The sequence below is a fragment of the Fundidesulfovibrio putealis DSM 16056 genome (genome assembly GCF_000429325.1).
GTDB lineage: Bacteria > Desulfobacterota > Desulfovibrionia > Desulfovibrionales > Desulfovibrionaceae > Fundidesulfovibrio > Fundidesulfovibrio putealis.
Map to the genome: position 1 here is coordinate 681,338 of NZ_KE386885.1, position 16,700 is coordinate 698,037.

General features: G+C 65.7%; 17 protein-coding genes. 9 read left to right on the forward strand and 8 right to left on the reverse strand.

Features of this window, described 5'->3' with window-relative positions; translation table 11 throughout:
• Window positions 1–4 precede the first annotated feature (4 nt).
• Window positions 5–790: a nucleoside triphosphate pyrophosphohydrolase gene (gene mazG / locus G453_RS0119765; protein ID WP_027192414.1), complete on the forward strand. Its 786-nt coding sequence runs from the start codon at window positions 5–7 to the stop codon at window positions 788–790.
• A 97-nt stretch (window positions 791–887) separates the two neighbouring features.
• Here mazG and G453_RS0119770 read toward each other — a convergent pair whose 3' ends face one another.
• Window positions 888–1,226 (reverse strand): hypothetical protein, encoded by a 339-nt coding sequence (locus G453_RS0119770; RefSeq protein ID WP_027192415.1) that lies wholly within the window; start codon window positions 1,224–1,226, stop codon window positions 888–890.
• Between the two features lie 72 nt (window positions 1,227–1,298).
• Here G453_RS0119770 and G453_RS0119775 point away from each other — a divergent pair, with 72 nt between their 5' ends.
• Window positions 1,299–1,742, forward strand: coding sequence for a hypothetical protein (locus G453_RS0119775; RefSeq protein WP_027192416.1), 444 nt, complete (start codon window positions 1,299–1,301; stop codon window positions 1,740–1,742).
• Here G453_RS0119775 and G453_RS26815 read toward each other — a convergent pair.
• Entirely contained in the window at window positions 1,671–3,200 is a 1,530-nt protein-coding gene (locus G453_RS26815; protein WP_051272666.1) for a glucosamine inositolphosphorylceramide transferase family protein, read from the reverse strand. The genes G453_RS0119775 and G453_RS26815 overlap by 72 nt on opposite strands.
• A 120-nt stretch (window positions 3,201–3,320) precedes the next feature.
• Between G453_RS26815 and G453_RS0119785 the strand changes: the two genes are divergently transcribed.
• The 4 genes from G453_RS0119785 to G453_RS0119800 all read left to right on the forward strand — a co-directional run bounded on the left by G453_RS0119785 (window position 3,321) and on the right by G453_RS0119800 (window position 7,805).
• Window positions 3,321–4,799, forward strand: coding sequence for an MBOAT family O-acyltransferase (locus tag G453_RS0119785; protein WP_027192417.1), 1,479 nt, complete (start codon window positions 3,321–3,323; stop codon window positions 4,797–4,799).
• A gap of 2 nt (window positions 4,800–4,801) precedes the next feature.
• Window positions 4,802–5,998 carry an alginate O-acetyltransferase AlgX-related protein gene (locus G453_RS0119790; protein WP_043646498.1) on the forward strand — a complete coding sequence of 399 codons (1,197 nt, stop codon included), beginning with the start codon at window positions 4,802–4,804 and terminating at the stop codon, window positions 5,996–5,998.
• On the forward strand, window positions 5,995–6,666 hold the full coding sequence (locus G453_RS25495) for a 3'-5' exonuclease (protein ID WP_051272667.1): 672 nt from the start codon (window positions 5,995–5,997) through the stop codon (window positions 6,664–6,666). Before G453_RS0119790 ends, G453_RS25495 begins: the two co-directional genes overlap by 4 nt.
• 356 nt (window positions 6,667–7,022) lie before the next feature.
• Entirely contained in the window at window positions 7,023–7,805 is a 783-nt protein-coding gene (locus tag G453_RS0119800; protein WP_027192419.1) for an alpha/beta fold hydrolase, read from the forward strand.
• Here the strand turns inward: G453_RS0119800 and cmk are convergent.
• The 3 genes from cmk to G453_RS0119815 are packed head-to-tail and all read right to left on the reverse strand — an operon-like array spanning window position 7,800 to window position 10,101.
• A complete protein-coding gene (cmk, locus tag G453_RS0119805) occupies window positions 7,800–8,477 on the reverse strand; it encodes a (d)CMP kinase (RefSeq protein ID WP_043646891.1) in 678 nt (225 codons plus the stop codon). The two genes, G453_RS0119800 and cmk, sit on opposite strands and share 6 nt — an antisense overlap.
• A complete protein-coding gene (gene hisC / locus G453_RS0119810; RefSeq protein WP_027192421.1) occupies window positions 8,470–9,609 on the reverse strand; it encodes a histidinol-phosphate transaminase in 1,140 nt (379 codons plus the stop codon). Before hisC ends, cmk begins: the two co-directional genes overlap by 8 nt.
• A 30-nt stretch (window positions 9,610–9,639) precedes the next feature.
• Window positions 9,640–10,101 carry a universal stress protein gene (locus tag G453_RS0119815; RefSeq protein ID WP_027192422.1) on the reverse strand — a complete coding sequence of 154 codons (462 nt, stop codon included), beginning with the start codon at window positions 10,099–10,101 and terminating at the stop codon, window positions 9,640–9,642.
• Window positions 10,102–10,371: 270 nt separating this feature from the next.
• On the opposite strand from G453_RS0119815, the gene G453_RS0119820 reads away from it, so the two are divergent.
• Window positions 10,372–10,854 (forward strand): hypothetical protein, encoded by a 483-nt coding sequence (locus tag G453_RS0119820; protein ID WP_027192423.1) that lies wholly within the window; start codon window positions 10,372–10,374, stop codon window positions 10,852–10,854.
• Between the two features lie 37 nt (window positions 10,855–10,891).
• On the opposite strand, the gene thpR is transcribed toward G453_RS0119820, so the two are convergent.
• From thpR to G453_RS0119835, 3 genes are read right to left on the reverse strand one after another with little or no spacing between them, the layout of a single operon-like run.
• The gene (thpR, locus tag G453_RS26820) at window positions 10,892–11,557 is read right to left on the reverse strand and encodes an RNA 2',3'-cyclic phosphodiesterase (RefSeq protein ID WP_051272668.1); all 666 of its coding nucleotides are present in this window, start codon (window positions 11,555–11,557) and stop codon (window positions 10,892–10,894) included.
• A gap of 20 nt (window positions 11,558–11,577) precedes the next feature.
• Window positions 11,578–12,534: a class I fructose-bisphosphate aldolase gene (locus tag G453_RS0119830; RefSeq protein WP_328285414.1), complete on the reverse strand. Its 957-nt coding sequence runs from the start codon at window positions 12,532–12,534 to the stop codon at window positions 11,578–11,580.
• Window positions 12,535–12,538: 4 nt separating this feature from the next.
• The gene (locus G453_RS0119835; protein ID WP_235731816.1) at window positions 12,539–13,789 is read right to left on the reverse strand and encodes an NOL1/NOP2/SUN domain family protein; all 1,251 of its coding nucleotides are present in this window, start codon (window positions 13,787–13,789) and stop codon (window positions 12,539–12,541) included.
• Between the two features lie 358 nt (window positions 13,790–14,147).
• On the opposite strand from G453_RS0119835, the gene G453_RS0119840 reads away from it, so the two are divergent.
• Both G453_RS0119840 and G453_RS0119845 read left to right on the forward strand, forming a co-directional pair.
• Window positions 14,148–15,809, forward strand: a complete 1,662-nt coding sequence (locus G453_RS0119840) for a hypothetical protein (protein ID WP_027192426.1) — start codon at window positions 14,148–14,150, stop codon at window positions 15,807–15,809.
• 17 nt (window positions 15,810–15,826) lie between these two features.
• A complete protein-coding gene (locus G453_RS0119845; protein WP_027192427.1) occupies window positions 15,827–16,699 on the forward strand; it encodes a branched-chain amino acid ABC transporter permease in 873 nt (290 codons plus the stop codon).
• Window position 16,700 lies beyond the last annotated feature (1 nt).

Below are 16,700 nucleotides of genomic sequence, written 5' to 3' on the forward strand. Positions count from 1 at the left end.
TCCCATGTCCGACGCTTCAGGCGAGGCCCTGGCCAAGCTGCGTCAGGTGGTCGCCACGCTGCTCGGTCCGGACGGCTGTCCCTGGGACCGCAAGCAGACCCCGGAAACCCTCTGCGACTACGTGGTCGAGGAAGCCTTCGAGCTGGTGGAGGCCATCCGCTCCGGCGACTCCAAGGCCGCCATGGAAGAGCTGGGCGACGTCCTGTTCCTCTTGTGCTTCGTGGCCGCGCTCTTCGAGCAGCGCGGGGAGTTCACCCTGGCCGACGCCACGGACGCCATCACCGCCAAGATGATCCGCCGCCATCCCCACGTGTTCGAGGGGGCGAAGGTGGAGAACCAGGAGCAGCTGCTCAGGAACTGGGAGCGCATCAAGCGTCAGGAAAAAGACAATAAAGAGGGGATCTTCGATTCCCTGCCGCGCGGCCTGCCCGCGCTCCTGAAGGCCTACCGACTGAACTCCAAGGCCGCCCGGCACCACTTCACCTGGGAGACGGACGCCGATCAGACCGCGCAGCTGGCCTCGGAGTGGGCCGAGCTCCAGGAGGCCATCGCTGGGGGCGACCCGGTCCGTGTGGAAGCCGAATTCGGCGACTACCTGTTCAGCCTGGTGGAGTACGGCCGCAGGCTCGGCGTGAAGGCCAACGCGGCCCTGGAAGGGGCCAACGCCACGTTCCTCTCCCGCTTTGAGGCCATGGAGGAACTGGCCCGCGAACGCGGGCTGGACACCGCTCAATTCGGCCTTACTGATTGGGACGGACTCTGGGACGAAGTGAAGGCGCAGGGAAAGTAGCTCTCGGCAGCATCTCCCGGGCTACGCCACACGCTCGCCGAACGGACAATGAGAAGCGACTGGGGGGGACCTCCACGACAAGGAGATCCGCCCCCGATTATTGGAGCTGGCCGGTGACGGTGACGTTCCAGTGCTCGGCAGGTATGGGCAGGCACATGGTGCGCCCGTCCAGTTCGGCGCACATGATGAGCTCCCCCCCCGCCTCGTTCCAGTAGAGCCGGGAAGCAAACAGAGACACTATTTCCGAAAGCGGCATGGCGTGCGCGCTGGCTGCGTCGATGACCCGGGCCAGCAGCGAGCGGCCTGCCTTGCCCATGGCGGACAGGGCTTCGGGCGAGATGGCGACGTCGTCGGTGTCCATTTCGTGGAGCATGTTCCTGGTGGTCTTCTGGTTGGCGGCCAGAGCGTCCAGGAGTGCATTGTTGTGTGCGGTCATGGTGGCCTCCTTGTTTGGAATACATCCGATTCCGAGCAAGATGCGGGCCACTGGACCATTAAAGGAGTCGTCATGCGTGTTAACGAGTTGGGAACCCCGAAAAAATTGTTTTTCGTTCTCCTAGCGCTGTTTCTGGCCCTGGTCTATTTCGGGCCGGAACGTCAGGAAAAGGACGTGCTTTTGAGCGGCCTGGTGGTGGGCGTGCAGGAAACCGAGGGCCTCATGCGGGCTTTTGCCGTGGAATCGAACGGCCAGCGCTACGTGGTGCGGGTCACCGGGCAGTATTTGCAGCAGGCGGCCCCCCCCTCGCTCCAGGAGAACCAGGACGTTGACGTCAAGGTGACGGGCTTCAAGGGCGTGAAGCAGGGCATCACCTGCGAGCTGGTGGCCGTGGTGCGCGCAGGCGAAGTCCATCCCCCCAGGGAGCAGGCCGATGGCGCGCCCTCAGCGCCACAGGGGAACGCGTCGCTGCCCGTCGACGACCTCAAGAGCTCCTTCGGCCTCAAAGGTATGTAGGCAGAAACTTCCCGCGATGAGCTCAGGCTCCAGGCGGGAAGCGGGGCGCTCCTCATAGCCTGCCTCGTCCAGGCGCGTGATCTCCATGACGGCCAGCGCGCGCCCGTACCACCCCGAACAGTCCTGGGCCGGACGGTACAGCTTGCCGCCACGACGGATGATCCTGCCTGCGGGCCTGGCTTGGCACACGTCCGAGACTACCGGGTTCAGGGGGTGCGGGCGAAACGGCCCAAGGCGCGACTCGCCCCGGTAGAGGTGCAGCTCGTCCCAGGACGAACCGCCCGGCGCGCGCAGGTTCACGAACATCCACCAGACCCCGCCGTGCTCAACGAACGTTGCGTCTGTGCCGGGAGCATCGTTCAGAAGAATCCGGTCCAGCACCCAGCCCCCCGGAAAATCCGTGGCCCGGTACAGGCGCACCTGCCCCGCTTCAGCCGTCTCCGGCACCATGTACATCTGCCCGTCGTGCTCGAACACGTTGGGGTAGGACAGGTGGAAGGGCTCCTCCAGCACGCGCCGGGGATCGCTCCAGCCGCCGTCAGGCAATAGCTCCAGCACGCTCAGCACGCCCTTTTTCCCGAAAGGGATCTCCTCGATGAACAGCCAGGTGCGCCCGTCCCTGGTGAACAGGAACGGGTCGGCCCAGCCGGTTTTGCCGGGCGGCAGCAGGGGCACGAAAGGCTCTTGCGAAAAGCCGGGCCGCGTGGGGTCGCCGTTTCCGGGGCGCACAGCCAGAAACCACTGCCGACGGTGGAAGATGTCCTGCCAGGCCCGCGTCAGGCCGTAGGCGGCAAGTTCGCCCAGGAATCGCAGCCAGTCGCCGGGGCCGGGGGTATAGGGGGGCAGGGGGGACGCCTCGGGGCAGGCCCGCCAGCAGTCCTCGCCTTCCAGCTCAAGCCGGGCAATCAGGCGCGCTGGCATCAGGGCGGTCTTGGCGAAATGCGCCTTCGCCCAGTCGAGCGGCAGGGGGCCGGGGCGGCAGGTGACCGTCTCGCTGGCCAGCCGCGCCGACATGGCGGAGCGCCGCCAGAGCATGCGCCCGGTCAGGACGCCGGGGCCGAAAGCGGCTGGATGAACGGGCTCGATCTCAAGCACGCCCCAGGGCAGGCGCTCCAAAAGGTCCTGCGCGAGGTCCGGGCGGGCAAGCGCTCCCGGCGTGAGAACCAGGATGTCCGGCCTGGCCTGCGCCAGGGAGACGGCAGGGATGTCCGCGCTGGCCAGCAGGTCCGGCCTGGGGCGCGCCAGCAGGCGCTCCAGGGGCAGCAGCGCGCGCCAGGGCAGGGCGACGGGGTGGAGGTGGCCCGCATCGCGTGTCGCGTCCGCCGGATTCGTCGCCCCTGGGTGTTCCAGGCGCACAGCCACTCCGGCCTCGCCCAGGGAGTCCAGAAGAAACCGGTGCCACCGCAGCGCGCCGGTGCTGGGAATCATCACGCCGACCCGTATCTGTGCCTGTTTCACGCGCACCTCCGGGCAGGGTGCTACCGCCTGCACCGGGAGTTGTCAAAACGTCGTCCATCGGGTAAGGGGCAGCGACTCGTTACGACTCTCGCCTTTCAATCCGACTGATCGCAGGACAGCATGGTTTTCAGCTCCGCATCTTTTCTCTTTTATTTCCTCCCCTTGGTGCTACTGCTGTATTTTGCGGCCGCCCCTACGCTACGGCTGCGCAACCTGGTCCTCCTCGCGGCGAGCTTCGTGTTCTACGCCTGGGGCGAAGGCATATACACGGTAGTCATGGCCATCTCCATCCTGGCCAACTACTTCTTCGGCCTGTGGGTGCACAAGGCGCACGAGAACTCCTCCGCCAAGCTTCAGATCGGGCTGGCCATCGCCTTCAACATCACCCTGCTGGTGATCTTCAAGTATACCAACTTCATAGTGGACAACCTGAACCTCTATCTGGCGGAGCCCATGGGTCTTGGCCGGATAGAGATCGGCAAGGTCCACCTGCCCATCGGCGTCTCCTTCTTCACCTTCCACTGCATCTCCTACCTGATGGACATCTACCGCAAGCAGACGCCGCCCAACGCGTCGCTGCCGCAGCTGTCCCTCTACGTGTCGCTTTTCCCGCAGCTGGTTGCCGGCCCCATCGTCCGCTACAAGGACATCGCCGACCAGCTCACCAAGCGCACCGTGAACGTTGAGCGCTTCGCCCACGGCGTAAACCGTTTCGTTGCGGGCCTTGGCAAGAAGGTGCTGATCGCCAACGTGCTGGCCCTGCCCGCCGACAAGATCTTCGCCATCCCGGCGGACCAGCTCACCACTCCGGTGGCCTGGCTGGGCGTGGTCTGTTACACGCTCCAGATTTATTTCGACTTCTCCGGCTACTCGGACATGGCCATCGGCCTGGCCCACATGTTCGGGTTCAAGTTCATGGAGAACTTCAACTACCCCTACATCTCCCGCAGTGTCCGCGAGTTCTGGCGGCGCTGGCACATCTCGCTCTCCACCTGGTACCGCGACTACCTGTACATCCCGCTGGGCGGCAACCGCGTGTCCAACGCGCGCGTCACCTTCAACCTTGTGCTGGTGTTCTTCCTGTGCGGCCTGTGGCACGGCGCGAGCTGGAGCTTCATCGTGTGGGGCCTGTACCACGGCTTCTTCCTGGGCCTTGAGCGCACCCGCTTCGGCAAGTGGCTGGACGGCTCCTGGCGGCCCATATCGCATGTGTACGCCATCCTGGTGTTCATGGTGGGCTGGGTGTTCTTCCGGGCCGACAGCCTGGGGCAGGCCGAGGCTTTCCTGCGGGCCATGGCCGGTTTCGGCGGCGGCTCCGGGAAGGAGTGGCACGTGGGGCTGTTCCTGAACCCCAAGGTGGTCATCATGCTGGTGCTTGGCGTGATCGGCTCCATGCCCATCATCCCCTGGATCAGGGACTGGCGCCATCACAGGCTTGAGACCATGCACGCCAAGGGGCTCTCCCCGGCGGGCGGGATTCTGCTCGGAGCCGGCGTGGACGCGCTGGTCGGGCTGGTGGCCACTCCGGTGATCCTGCTGCTGGCGTGCATGTCGTTGGCCAGCGGGAGCCACAATCCATTCATCTACTTTCAGTTCTAGGCATGGAGCACTCTCCGGCACGCAGGCTGACCCTGGCCGCAGCCATCCTGACGTCGACGGTGTTCGTCGCGGCCATCTGCATCCCGGCCACCGCCAACCTCTTCAAGATTAATCCTCCGGTGCCTCTCCAGGAGTCCGACCCCAACCCCATGCCCGTGCTGCAGTCGGACCTGGCCACGGTCGGGCAGGTGATCTACACGCTGCGGCGCAACTGGCTGGACCGTAATTTCGGCCTGCGCAAGGTGCTGGTGCGCTGGCAGCAGCTTCTGGACGTGCGCGTGCTGGGGGCGTCCATGCCCAACGACTCCGTGCTGGCGGGCGACGGCGACTGGCTCTATCTGGCTCAGGAGAACCCGCAGCTGAACGTCATCACCGACTACCGGGCCGTGAATCCTCTGACACAGGCGCAGCTCGCGACCTGGGTGTCGGTGTTCACCGCCAGGCGCGACTGGCTTGCGGCTCACGGCATCAAGTACATGGTGGTGGTGGCGCCCAACAAGGCCAGCATCTATCCGGAGCACATCCCCAGTCGCTTCAACCGGGCCAAGGACATCAACAAGATGGACCAGCTGGTGGGCGTGCTCGGCGGCGCGGGCATCGACATCGTGGATCTGCGCCCGGCCCTGCTGGAAGCCAAGGCCCAGGGACCGGCTTATTACCGCACCGACAGCCACTGGACGCCCTACGGCGCGTTCTTCGCCTACCAGGAGATCGCGCGCCGCCTGCAACGCTATTTCCCGGACATGCGCCCCGCCCCGCTCGAGAGTTTCGTCGTGGGCCGCAAGCCGGGTCTGCTGGGAGGCTTGTCCTACATGATCGCCATGGGGGACCTCTACCAGGAAGATATCGTCCTGATTGAGCCGAAGTTCCAACGCAACGCCTTCGAGGTGTCCGGCAAGAAGGCGCAGCTCAACCATTTCCAGCCGCTCAGCGTCTATGAGAACCCGGACAAGTCCCTGCCCAGTGCGCTGGTGGTCCGCGATTCCTTCGTGCACGAGATCATCCCGTTCATGGCCGAGCATTTTTCACGCATGTATTTCGTGTGGCCTTTCCCCACCGACGCCGTGCGGGTTCGCGGCTTCGACACCGAGGCCATTCTCCAGGAAAAGCCGGACATCGTCATCGACGAGTTCGTGGAGCGTTACTTCACCCAGCCACCGCCGCCGTCGGCCCTCTCTTCCCTCCCGAGGCTGCCATGACCACCCCCTTCGAGCCGCCGCGCGCCCTGTTGCCTGAAGAATTCGCCGAACTTCCCCAGGCCCGCTTCGAGGGCGACGTGCTGGTAGTGGAAACCGTTCAGGACGCCCTGGATGCGCTGAAGCGCCTGGAAGGCGTCCCGGTGCTCGGCTTCGATACCGAGACCCGGCCCACGTTCAAACGCGGGGTGAGTTACTCGCCGTCGCTGGTGCAGCTGGCCGGGGACAACACCGTGGTGCTCCTGCGCGCGAGCGCATTCGGAGCCTGGGAGGCACTTGCCGGGGTGCTGGGAGACGCTGGAAGGGTCAAGGCGGGAGTGGCCGTGCGCGACGACCTGACCGGGCTTGGCAAGATCGGTCCGGTATCGCCCAAGGGGTTCGAGGATGTGGGGGAGTGGGCCAGAAAGTTCGGCTGGCCCGTGACTGGTCTTCGCAACCTGGCTGCCGCGCTTCTGGGGGTGCGGGTGTCGAAGAAGGCCCGGCTCACCAATTGGGAGGCCAAGACCCTGAGCGCCGCCCAGATCTGCTATGCGGCCACGGACGCCTGGGTCAGCCGGGAGCTCTACCTTGCCATGCGCGGGTTCAAGATAAAGCCCAGGAAAAAGGATTCGGCAAAAAAGGATTCGCCCGGACGCGCTGTGCCGGGTGACCGGCAGTGCCCCGGATCCTAGTCGATGGTCTCGGGGATTGATCGCGCGTTTGGCGAATCCTGAGGGGCGCTCATTCGCCCGCTATGGGCATGCCGGTTAACGATCAACACCCTCCGTTTCGGTGGACAGGCCTGCCGAAGACCGCCTTCGGCATTGATTCCCTCATACTCGCACCCTGTTCCGCTGCAAGAAAAAAAACACAAGATCATTCCGCAGGTTAGCAGTCAGCATCCAAGAAATGCTGTGATTGTGACGATTTGAATGCTGAAAAAAGTTTCAGTATTCCCGGTCTGGCCGCCTTTCGCCGCTAAATCGCCATAAAAGCGCGTGATTTCGGCGCGCTTGCCCTTGACCTGCGCCGCAGGTACTATGCCCCCATGGACTATTCCCGCGTCACGCTGGATGACGGCGTCAGCTTGTCCGTTTACGAGAGCGGCAAGCGGGGCATCCCGCTTCTCTTCATTCACGGATGCAGCTGCGACCACACCTTCCTGGCCCCCCAGATAGAGCACTTCGAGGAGCAGCGCCGGGTGTTCGCCCTGGACCTGCGCGGCCACGGGGCCAGCGACAAGCCCGAGGGCGATTATACTTTCGCGCGGCTGGCGGATGACCTCGCTGAGGTCGCGCAGAAGCGCGACTGGCCGCCCGTTGTGGCAGTGGGGCACAGCATGGGCGGCATGGTGGCCCTGGAACTGGCCATGCGCCATCCCGGACTGGTGGCGGCGGTCGCCTGCCTGGACTCCACCGTGCTCACTCCTCCGGGGAGGCCCACCCGCATGCATTCGCTGTTGGAGGGGCTGCGCTCGTCTGCCTGGGAAGGGTACTTCCGGCGATATTTCGAGTCGTCCTTCGAACCCGAGGATGATCCGGAGCGCAAGCAGGCCATACTGGTTCGCATGCTGGCCACCCCGCAGCACGTGGTGGTCAGCATCTTCGAGCAGTGGCGGCTGGCCGACGGCGCGGCGGCGGCCCGGGCCTGCCGCGTGCCGTTTTTGTACGTGGCCTCGTCACGTCCCCGCATGGACGTGGCCCAGCTGCGCGAACTCTGCCCGCAACTGGTGGCGGCGCAGGTGGCGGGCTCGGGCCATTTCCTGACCCTGGAGGTCCCGGATCAGGTCAACGCCATGCTGGAGCGGTTTCTGGGGATAAGCGGTCTATAAGACGTGGGGCTTGCGCCGGATCTCGTCCATGATGCGGGTGAAGACCTGCTCCAGGTTCAGCTTTGACGTGTCGATGATGATGGCGTCCGGGGCTGGGGCCAGGGGAGCTATGGCGCGGTTTCGGTCCAGGTCGTCGCGCTGGCGGATGGACTGCTCGATGGTGTCCAGGTCGGCGCTCTGGCCCATGGCCCGCAGCTGATCCGCCCGGCGCTGCGCCCGCACGCGGGGGTCGGCGTCCAGGAAGAACTTGTGGCGCGCCTTCGGGAACACCACGCTGCCCATGTCGCGCCCTTCGGCCACCAGGGATGTCCGGACGCTTATGGCCCGCTGCGCCGCCTTCTGGTATTCGCGGATTTCACTCCTGGAGGCCACCCGGGAGGCCCACATCCCCACCTGCTCCGTGCGCACCTCGTCGCCCACGGGCATCCCGTCGCAGAAGAGGACAGAATCCTCGCCCACGCCTTCCAGGCCGAAGGTCATGGCCGCCAGTTTCCGGGCCAGTTGGGGGCCGGGCACGTCCCAGGCCCCTTCGCCGAGTTTCAGGGCTGTGACCCTGAACATGGCGCCCGTGTCCAGATAGGCTATCCCCAGGGCCTGGGCCACTTTCCTGGCTAGGCTGGTCTTGCCGACCCCGGCTGGTCCGTCCAGGGTGACGATGAAATGATCATGCACCGGATGCACCTGCTTCACCCGGAGCCAACGCCTCCTCGAAGGCCTTGATGAAGGCCTTGTTCTCCGGTTCGCTGCCGATGCTCACGCGAAGCGAGTCGGGCAGGCCGTAGCTGGCCAGGGGACGTATGATCACGCCTTTGGACAGCAACGCCTCGAACACGGCCTTGGCGGGCGCGGGCGGGGTGAACAGCAGGAAGTTGGCCTGGGAGGGCGCCACAACGCAGCCCAGGCGGGTCAGCTCGCTGGTCAGCCAGTCGCGGCCTACGCGCACGGTCTCCAGGGTGGCCTGCCGGAAGTGCAGGTCCTCCAGGGCGGCGATGCCTGCTGCCTCGGCCAGCAGGTTCACGCTGAAGGGCAGGCGAACGCGCAGGAGCAGGTCGGCCAGCCACTCGGGCATGACTCCGAAACCCAGACGCAGCCCGGCCAGCCCGTAGAGCTTGGAGAAGGTGCGCAGCACCACCACGTTGGGCAGGCTCCCCAGGCGGCTCATCACCGAGTACTCCTCTTCGGGCTGCGCGAACTCCACATAGGCCTCGTCCACCACCAGCAGGGCGCGCGGCGGCAGGGCCTTGGCCAGATAGGTCAGCTCGGCGGCGCGCACCGCATGCCCGGAGGGATTGTCCGGGTTGGTGACGAACACCAGGGCGGTGTTGTCGTCGCACAGGTCCAGGAGGGCCTGGAAGGGGAAGCTGAAGTCCGGGCCCAGGCGGGTCTGGCGCAGCTCCACGCCGCAGAGCTTGGCCTGGAGGCGGTAGATGCTGAAGCACGGGTCGAAGGCCACCACGTTGTCCAGGCCGGGCCTGGCCTTGACGCGCAGGAGCAGGTCGATGATCTCGTCCGAGCCGTTGCCCGGCACCACGCACGATGCAGGCACGCCGTGGTGGGCGGCGATGGCCGCCACAAGCTTGGGGTTGCCCGACTGCGGGTAGCGGAAGGCCGTCTCGGCGCGGCGCGCCAGGACGCGCTGGACCAGCGGCGAGGCTCCCAGGGGGTTCTCGTTGCTGGCCAGCTTGATGACGCCCGGAAGCTTGAAGCGCTCCTTGATCTCATCGATGGAAAGGCCGGGAGAATAGGGCGTGAACTCCAGAATCTCCGGCCTCAAGGTGTCTTTGGGAGTCTTTGGGGGAGTCATCGGGGTATCCGTTGGGGAATGCATCGGTCCTTAATCCTTGTCGTCTGAACTGGGCTCGGGGCGGATGGTGAGCACCGGGCAGGTGGAGCTCTTGACCACCTTTTCGGCCACGGAGCCGAACAGGATGCGGTCTATGCCGGTGCGCCCGTGGGTGCCCATGATGATGAGGTCCGCGTTTTCGTCCTCGGCCATGTTGAGGATTTCCTCGGCGGGATAGCCCACCAGGACCTTGCCCTCAGCGTCGGCGCCTGCGAAGTGGGTCTCCAGGTAGGTCTGCATGCTGGTGTCCGCGCCCGCCACGATCTCGCCCACGAAGGACTCGATGGAGCTCGGCGGCACGTGGAAGCCTACGTACTGCGAGAGCGACGGGGCCACGTACACGCACAGGAGCTTGGCTCCGGTGCAGCGGGCCAGGGTCTTGGCGTAATCGGCCAGTTTGGGGCTCTGATCGGAAAAATCGACTGCGCACAGAATCTTCTTGAACTCGGCCATGGCCGCCTCCAATGATTTCACGTTGTCCGGGAAGCCAATGTAGCCAACGGGGGCAAGAATAGACAAGGGGTTTCCTGTGTACTAGAAAAAGGAAAGAATCCCGAGCGGGGTCAACGCCGTGAACGGCCTCTGCCTGGAGGCCCGGAAAAAACTTCCCTGCCGGGATATTTACAATCTCTTTTATTTCAGCTGATTACGCTGGACGCGCTCTTGGCAGGACCTTTGCTATGAAAGGCCCGAGGAAAACGTCAGGGCGAGGAGATGCAGCCTATGAAGATCCAAACCGACCAGATCGCCTCTCTTCAGCAGACGGGCAAGGCCCAGACGGCCAAGTCCGCCTCGGCCACGAACTTCGGCGAGCTTCTGGCCAAAGAGGTCGACGGCGGCCAGCAGACGGCCAGGACCGGCTCCCTGCCTCCATTGGCGGGCGTGGGCGGGCTGGCTCAGGCCATGGCCACGCAGGCGGCGGAGCAGGTTGCCGACGTGGGAAGCGAAAGGCAGGCGGTCATGGAAAATGTGGACGGCATTCTCAACCAGTGGGAAAAATATTCCGGCCAGTTGGCCAGCGGGTCCAGCGCCCAGCTGCGCCAGGCGTACGGAACCCTTGAAAACATCCAGACCGGCGTGAAAAAGCTCAAGGACGAGCATCCCGGCCTGGACGGGCACAGCCCGCAACTGTCGTCTCTGGTCAACGAACTGGAAGTCATGACCGTGACGGAAAAGATCAAGTTCAACCGGGGCGACTACCTGTAAGCCGGGCTCGCCCCAGCCCTGACGGCTTCGCTGCGGATCAGCCGGAGGCTCCGAATTCCCCAAGCGGGAGGTAACGGGGCCCCGGCTGGCCGGCGCGGACATTCTCCGCCGGACCTTCCGGCGTCCCTTCTCCCAGAGCTCCCCCCAGATACGACCGCCACAGCACGAACCGGTCCATGACCACCTGCGGCCAGTTCGCCCCCTGCACTTCGCCAAGCGGGCGCTTCCAGTCAGCGCCAGGCCGCGAGGAGCGGATGCGGGCCAGGGTGAGGTGCGCCGCGAAGGGGCGCGCGTCCTGGCCCAGTCCGAAGGAGGCCAGGGCGTCCTTCACGGCCCAGGCCAGCTCCCGACAGGGCCTCCCGCCTTCGGCTGCGCCTACCCAGAACACGCGCGGGCACTCCGGCGAGGGAAAGAATCCTCCGCCCCCGGCCATGAAGGGAAAGGCCTCCCAGCGCACCGACGCCAGGGCGGCGCACAGGTCCGGGACGATATTGAGGGGCACGTCGCCCAGGAAGGCCAGGGTCAGGTGCCAGTTGCCGGGTTTTGTCCAGGAGCAGGTTCCGGGAACCAGGGGGGCAAGCGTGCGGATCAGTCCGGCCAGACCCTGCTGGTAGGACTCGGGCAGGGGCAGGCCCACGAACAGGCGGGCGCTTCCCGCGCCCGCGCGTCCCGCTTCTGCCGGATTGTCGTGAGCGTGTGTCATTGTTGGGACGGCTCTTGCCGCTATTCCTGCGGGATCACGCCCGTTTCTGCTTCCGGCAGAGCGCCGGAGGCGGGTTCGGTTTCCGCGTCAGCCGACAGGGGATCATCCCCGGCGCGCATGCCGTGCACCATGTTCACCAAAAGCTCCAGGGCTTCGCCCGGATCGGGGTTCTGGAAGATGTTTCGCCCCACGCACAGCCCCGCCGCGCCGCAGCGCAGGGCCTCGTCCATGGCCGAGAGGAACCGGGGGAAGTCGCCGCGTCCGGGGCCGCCCGTCACCAGCACGGGTGTGGCCGAGGCGTCCACTGCCTCGGCAAAGCTTACGGGGTCGCCGCTGTAGGGCACGCCGATGAGGTCCGCGCCAAGCTCCGCGCCCAGGCGGATGCAGTGGGAGATGAGGCTCGGGTCCATCTCGTTGACGATGTGCCCGCCGCGCGGGGCGATGATGGCGAACACGGGCAACCCGGCCAGATGGGCTTCGTCGGCCATGGCCCCGAAGTCGGCCAGCATCCGCTCTTCCAGATCGTTGCCGACATTGATCTGGAGGCTGACGGCGTCCGCGCCCAGGCGCAGGGCCTCGCCCACCGAGCAGACCACGGTGCGCCCGTAGGGGGGCAGGGCGTGCTTGGTGCCGCCGGAGAGCTGAACGATCACGTTGACCGAAAGGGGCAGGTCGGCCCCGTGCACCCGGGCCGGACCTTTGTTCAGCACCACGCCCTGCACGTTTCTTCCGTCCAGCATGCCAAGCAGCACGGAGATGGCCTCCAGGCCCGGCAGCATGCCTTCGCCAACGCCGTGATCCAGGGGAAGGATGACGGCCCTGCCGCTTGACGGATCGAAGAGGCGGCCCAATCTGCGATAGATTCCGGTCATGTCCATACCTCTGCGCGTCTGGTGGAAATTGTAGATCCTGTCCGGCGCGGGCGCGCTCTTGGCGGCCTGGCGGAGTCTGGTTCGCGGCATCACGTTTCTGATCATGTCCTCACCTGTCGGACCAGAGGGCGCGTCCGCCCTTCACGGTCACAAAGCCCAGGGGCAGCCCCCGGAAGTATAGCCCCATGCGCCCGGCCGCGACCGTCGTCTGGATGCTGCGGCCCTCCAGCAGGGCCGCGAGCGGCTCGGGGCCGTCCACGTTCAGTTCAGGCCCCCGGCCTTGCGGGGGCAGAAGAAGCCTGGCCCTGGCCCAGGGCCGGAAGATCCCGCCCTTGAGCGTGCCCAGGCGCTGACCCTTGCGGCGCACCGGCAAGAGCCCCTGGCCACGTGCAGGGATGAAACAAAGGTCTTCCTTGAAAGTCTCGAAATATCCCGGCGGGAGATTCTCCCAGGCCAGGGACGGATCGTTCAGGGCCTTGTCCGGCACGGCGGGCTTGGCGTCGGTCTGCGACGCCGAGGCCTTGCCGCGTTTCTTCCTGGCCGGGCTGGGGGCGCGGTCCTGCGCCTCGTCATCAGGGAGCTCTTCGCCGGGCGCGCCGGGTTTGGCCAGCAGCGCCAGATAGAAGCCCTGAGCCTGCGACTCCTCGCCGTCCACGCGCAGCGTTCCGGCGGCTTCGGGCAGGTGCGGCTCGTGAAAGCTGAAGCCTGCGAACGGCGCGAGCGCGACAACCGAGAGCCCCAGTTCGGACACGGCCCAGGCGGCCTGTTCCTCGTTCTCGGCCCGGTTGGTGGTGCAGGTGGAGTACAGGAGCCTGCCGCCCGGAGCCAGCAGCGAGGCGGCCTTGGCAAGCAGCTCGCGTTGCAGGGCGATGAGCGGGTCCACCTTGTCGGGCTTCCACAGGGTGAGCACCTGGGGGTTCTTTTCGGCTGTGCCCCATCCACTGCACGGCGGATCAAGCAAAATATGGCCAAATCCTGCCTCGGGCAAGGGCAGGTCCTGGCCCTTCATCCCGGTGGACACGGCCTGGGGCAGGTTCATGCGGGCCAGGTTCTGTCGAAGCGTGGCCAGCCTGTCCGCGCCGGGTTCGTTGCCCAGCACGTAGCCCTCGCGGCCGACCAGCTGGGCCAGGAAGGAGGTCTTCCCGCCGGGGCTCGCGCACATGTCCAGCACGGCGTCGCCTGCCCCCGGAGCCAGGGCCAGCGGGGGCAGCATGGAGGAGCGGTCCTGGATGAAGAGGAGCCCGAAGCGCGCGGCCAGAGAGGCCCCCAGCGCGAAGGGTTCTTCGAGAATCCTGCGGCACCAGGGGCTGAATGGTTCCGGTTCGAAGGAAAAACCCTGGGACTGGAGCAGGGCTTCCACCAGGGAAACTTCGCCAGGAGAACAGACAATGCGAAAAGAACGTGCCACAAGCCCAGGATGGCTTAAGCACGGCCCGTTGGCAAGGGGGGCGTAACCGATCCGCCCCCTGGCGCGTCGTAAGTGGGAGGCCCGCAGCGCGCCGCGGCAGGCGCAGCGGCTGGCCGTTCGGGCTTCCGGACGGCGCAGATCGGCGTCGGCGCTGATGAATTTTTGTTCATGCCCGCACGGTCCGCCCAAGACCTCGGCCTGTCTCGGAAAACCCAAGCACATTTCTTTTGCCTCGCATGTGCGATAATGCTAAATGCTGGCCCGCCCGGCAGTGTCCGGGAAGGCTTCCCAAGCCAATGGAGGTTCCTGCATGATCCGCGTCCGCGTGGTGTTTCTGGCCGCACTGGCCCTTATAGTGTCCGCTTCGGCCGCCGTCGCCCAGGTGAAAACCTTTGCGGTGCTGCCCTTCGCCGTCAACGGCCCCGAGAAATTCGCCTATCTTTCCCAGGGCGTGCAGGACATGCTCGTCTCCCGCCTGACCTGGCAGGGCAAGTTCCAGCCTCTGGACAAGTCCGTCATCGACCAGAAGGCCAAGACCGCGCCCCGCTCCGACTCCGACGCCAAGGCCGCCATGGCCGCCCTCAAGACCGATTTCGTGGTCTTCGGCTCCATGACCATCGCGGGCGACGACGCGAGCCTGGACGTCAAGGTCATGGATTCCAAGGGCCAGGTGACCCCCAAGACCGCCCAGACCAAGCTCAATACGCTCATCCCCGCCATGGAGGGCGTGGCCAAGGACATCAACACCCAGGTGTTCAAGCGTCCCGACGCCCCGCGCGACCCCAAGACCGGGCAGCCCGTGGAGCAGGTCAACCAGATGAACCCGGCTTTCGTGGTCAACCAGACCGGCGAAAACCAGCAGGTCTACCTGAACCCCAACTTCCGCTACGCAGGCAACACCGAGACCCCCGGCTCCTGGCGCAGCCAGACCCTGCCCTTCGCCGCCAACGGCATCGCCCTTGGCGACCTGGACGGAGACGGCAAGAACGAGGTGGTGCTCTTCACCAACTCCGACATCTACGTCATGCGCTGGCAGGACCGCCAGTTGGCCCAGGTGGCCAAGATCAGCGGCTCCACCCGCGTCGTGCAGGTGCGCGCCAGCATCGTGAACCTGGGTGGCGACAAGTCCGCCAGGCTGGTGGTTTCCGGCCACTTCGACCGGCTGCCCCAGGCCATGATCTACCGCCTGGAAGGCAACAAGCTGGTGGCCGAGACCGAGCGCCTTCCCTGGTACCTGTCCGCCGTGAGGCTGCCCCCCCGCTACCAGCTGCAGCTGGTCGGCTCCAAGGGCGAGCAGAAGAACCTGTTCGCTGGCGGCGTCTACGAGATGACCTACTCCGGCGGCAAGCTGACCCCCGGCGCGCGCCTGAACCTGCCCCTGAAGGCCAACCCCTTCAACTTCGCCTATCTGCCCGAAGAGGCCGGATACAAGCTGGTGCTGGTGGACGACAACGACCACCTGGAGGTCATCTCCGGGCGCAACGACACCATCGCCAAGACCGAGGAGCTCTACGCCGGTTCGGGCCTGGGCATCGAGCATGACTCCCTCATGGCGCCCGGCGCGGCCACCAACCAGAACTACCTCTGGTCCTACTACTACGTGCCGCTGCCGCTGGTGCCCGTCACCCTGGGCAAGACCCCGGAACTCATCGTCAGCCGCAACATCTCCGTGGCCGCCCAGTTCTTCGAGAACTTCCGCTCCTTCTCCCAGGGCGAGATCCACGCCCTGGCCTGGGACGGCGTGGGCCTCAACCTGAAGTGGAAGACCCGCCGCATCAAGGGCACCATCATGGGCTACGACGTCTCCGACATCGAGAACGACGGCACCAAGGATCTGGTCGTGTGCCTCAACACCTACCCCGGAGCCGCAGGCCTCAAGAACCGCCGCACCATCGTGACGGCCTATCCCCTGGACGTCAGCTCCGCTCAGCAGGGCGGCACCTTCGGCAATATGGAGGAGGTGGGCAACTAGCCCGCCACGCATAGAGAGTGTTCGCGCTTTATCTGGCCCAAGCCGTCAACTCAGGGTTGGCGCTGGGGGCTGTCTACGGGTTGATGGCCCTGGGATTCTCCCTGGTCTACAACTCAAGCAGGCTCATCAACTTCGCCCAGGGGGAACTGCTCCTCCTGGGCGGACTTGTGCTGTACAGCCTCTCCCAAGCCCTGGAACTCGGACCCGTGACGGCTCTTCTGGCCACCGGGGTCTTCGGCTTCGTCCTGGGGCATGCGCTCTATGCCTCCACCCTGGGGGTGATGCTTGGCGCGCAGCCGCTCAGGCAGCTCATGCTCACCGTGGCCGCCAGCCTCGTCTGGCAGGGGGCGGCCATCCTCGTATGGGGCAAGAATCCCCTGAAGCTCGAACAGTTCGTGGTCTTTCCTCCCTTTCGTGCAGGGCCCCTTTTCCTGGGGGGCAACACCGTCACCGCCCTGGTGCTCTCCGTGGCCAGCGTGGCCGTGCTTTCGGCCTTCCTGACGCTCACGCGCACGGGCCGGGCCATCCGCGCCGTGTCCATGAACGCCCTCGCGGCTCGCCTTCAGGGCGTGAACCCCGTGCGGGTGCAGGCTTTGTCCTTCGCCCTGTCCGGCATGCTCGCGGCGCTTGCGGCCATGGCCATCGGGCCGCAGACCATGCTGCGCTACGACATGGGCTTCGGCCTTGGCCTCAAGGGCTTCGTGGCAGCCACCCTGGGCGGGTATTCGTCCTTGTCGCGCGTGTTCGCAGGCGGGCTGTTTCTTGGCGTGGTGGAAGCCTGCCTGACCCTGGCCTTCTCCGCTGACCTCAAGGAAACCCTGACCTACACCATTCTGGTGGCGCTCATGATGCTCGCGCCTCTGCCCCAGAACCTGAAGCAGAAGGTCTAGC

What these genes read in the sequence shown, in the direction of transcription:
- mazG (WP_027192414.1), top strand. Translation starts at nt 5, where the DNA reads ATGTCCGACGCTTCAGGCGAGGCCCTGGCCAAGCTGCGTCAGGTGGTC.
- G453_RS0119770 (WP_027192415.1), bottom strand. Translation starts at nt 1,226, where the DNA reads ATGACCGCACACAACAATGCACTCCTGGACGCTCTGGCCGCCAACCAG.
- G453_RS0119775 (WP_027192416.1), top strand. Translation starts at nt 1,299, where the DNA reads ATGCGTGTTAACGAGTTGGGAACCCCGAAAAAATTGTTTTTCGTTCTC.
- G453_RS0119785 (WP_027192417.1), top strand. Translation starts at nt 3,321, where the DNA reads ATGGTTTTCAGCTCCGCATCTTTTCTCTTTTATTTCCTCCCCTTGGTG.
- G453_RS0119790 (WP_043646498.1), top strand. Translation starts at nt 4,802, where the DNA reads ATGGAGCACTCTCCGGCACGCAGGCTGACCCTGGCCGCAGCCATCCTG.
- G453_RS25495 (WP_051272667.1), top strand. Translation starts at nt 5,995, where the DNA reads ATGACCACCCCCTTCGAGCCGCCGCGCGCCCTGTTGCCTGAAGAATTC.
- G453_RS0119800 (WP_027192419.1), top strand. Translation starts at nt 7,023, where the DNA reads ATGGACTATTCCCGCGTCACGCTGGATGACGGCGTCAGCTTGTCCGTT.
- hisC (WP_027192421.1), bottom strand. Translation starts at nt 9,609, where the DNA reads ATGACTCCCCCAAAGACTCCCAAAGACACCTTGAGGCCGGAGATTCTG.
- G453_RS0119815 (WP_027192422.1), bottom strand. Translation starts at nt 10,101, where the DNA reads ATGGCCGAGTTCAAGAAGATTCTGTGCGCAGTCGATTTTTCCGATCAG.
- G453_RS0119820 (WP_027192423.1), top strand. Translation starts at nt 10,372, where the DNA reads ATGAAGATCCAAACCGACCAGATCGCCTCTCTTCAGCAGACGGGCAAG.
- thpR (WP_051272668.1), bottom strand. Translation starts at nt 11,557, where the DNA reads ATGACACACGCTCACGACAATCCGGCAGAAGCGGGACGCGCGGGCGCG.
- G453_RS0119830 (WP_328285414.1), bottom strand. Translation starts at nt 12,534, where the DNA reads ATGATCAGAAACGTGATGCCGCGAACCAGACTCCGCCAGGCCGCCAAG.
- G453_RS0119840 (WP_027192426.1), top strand. Translation starts at nt 14,148, where the DNA reads ATGATCCGCGTCCGCGTGGTGTTTCTGGCCGCACTGGCCCTTATAGTG.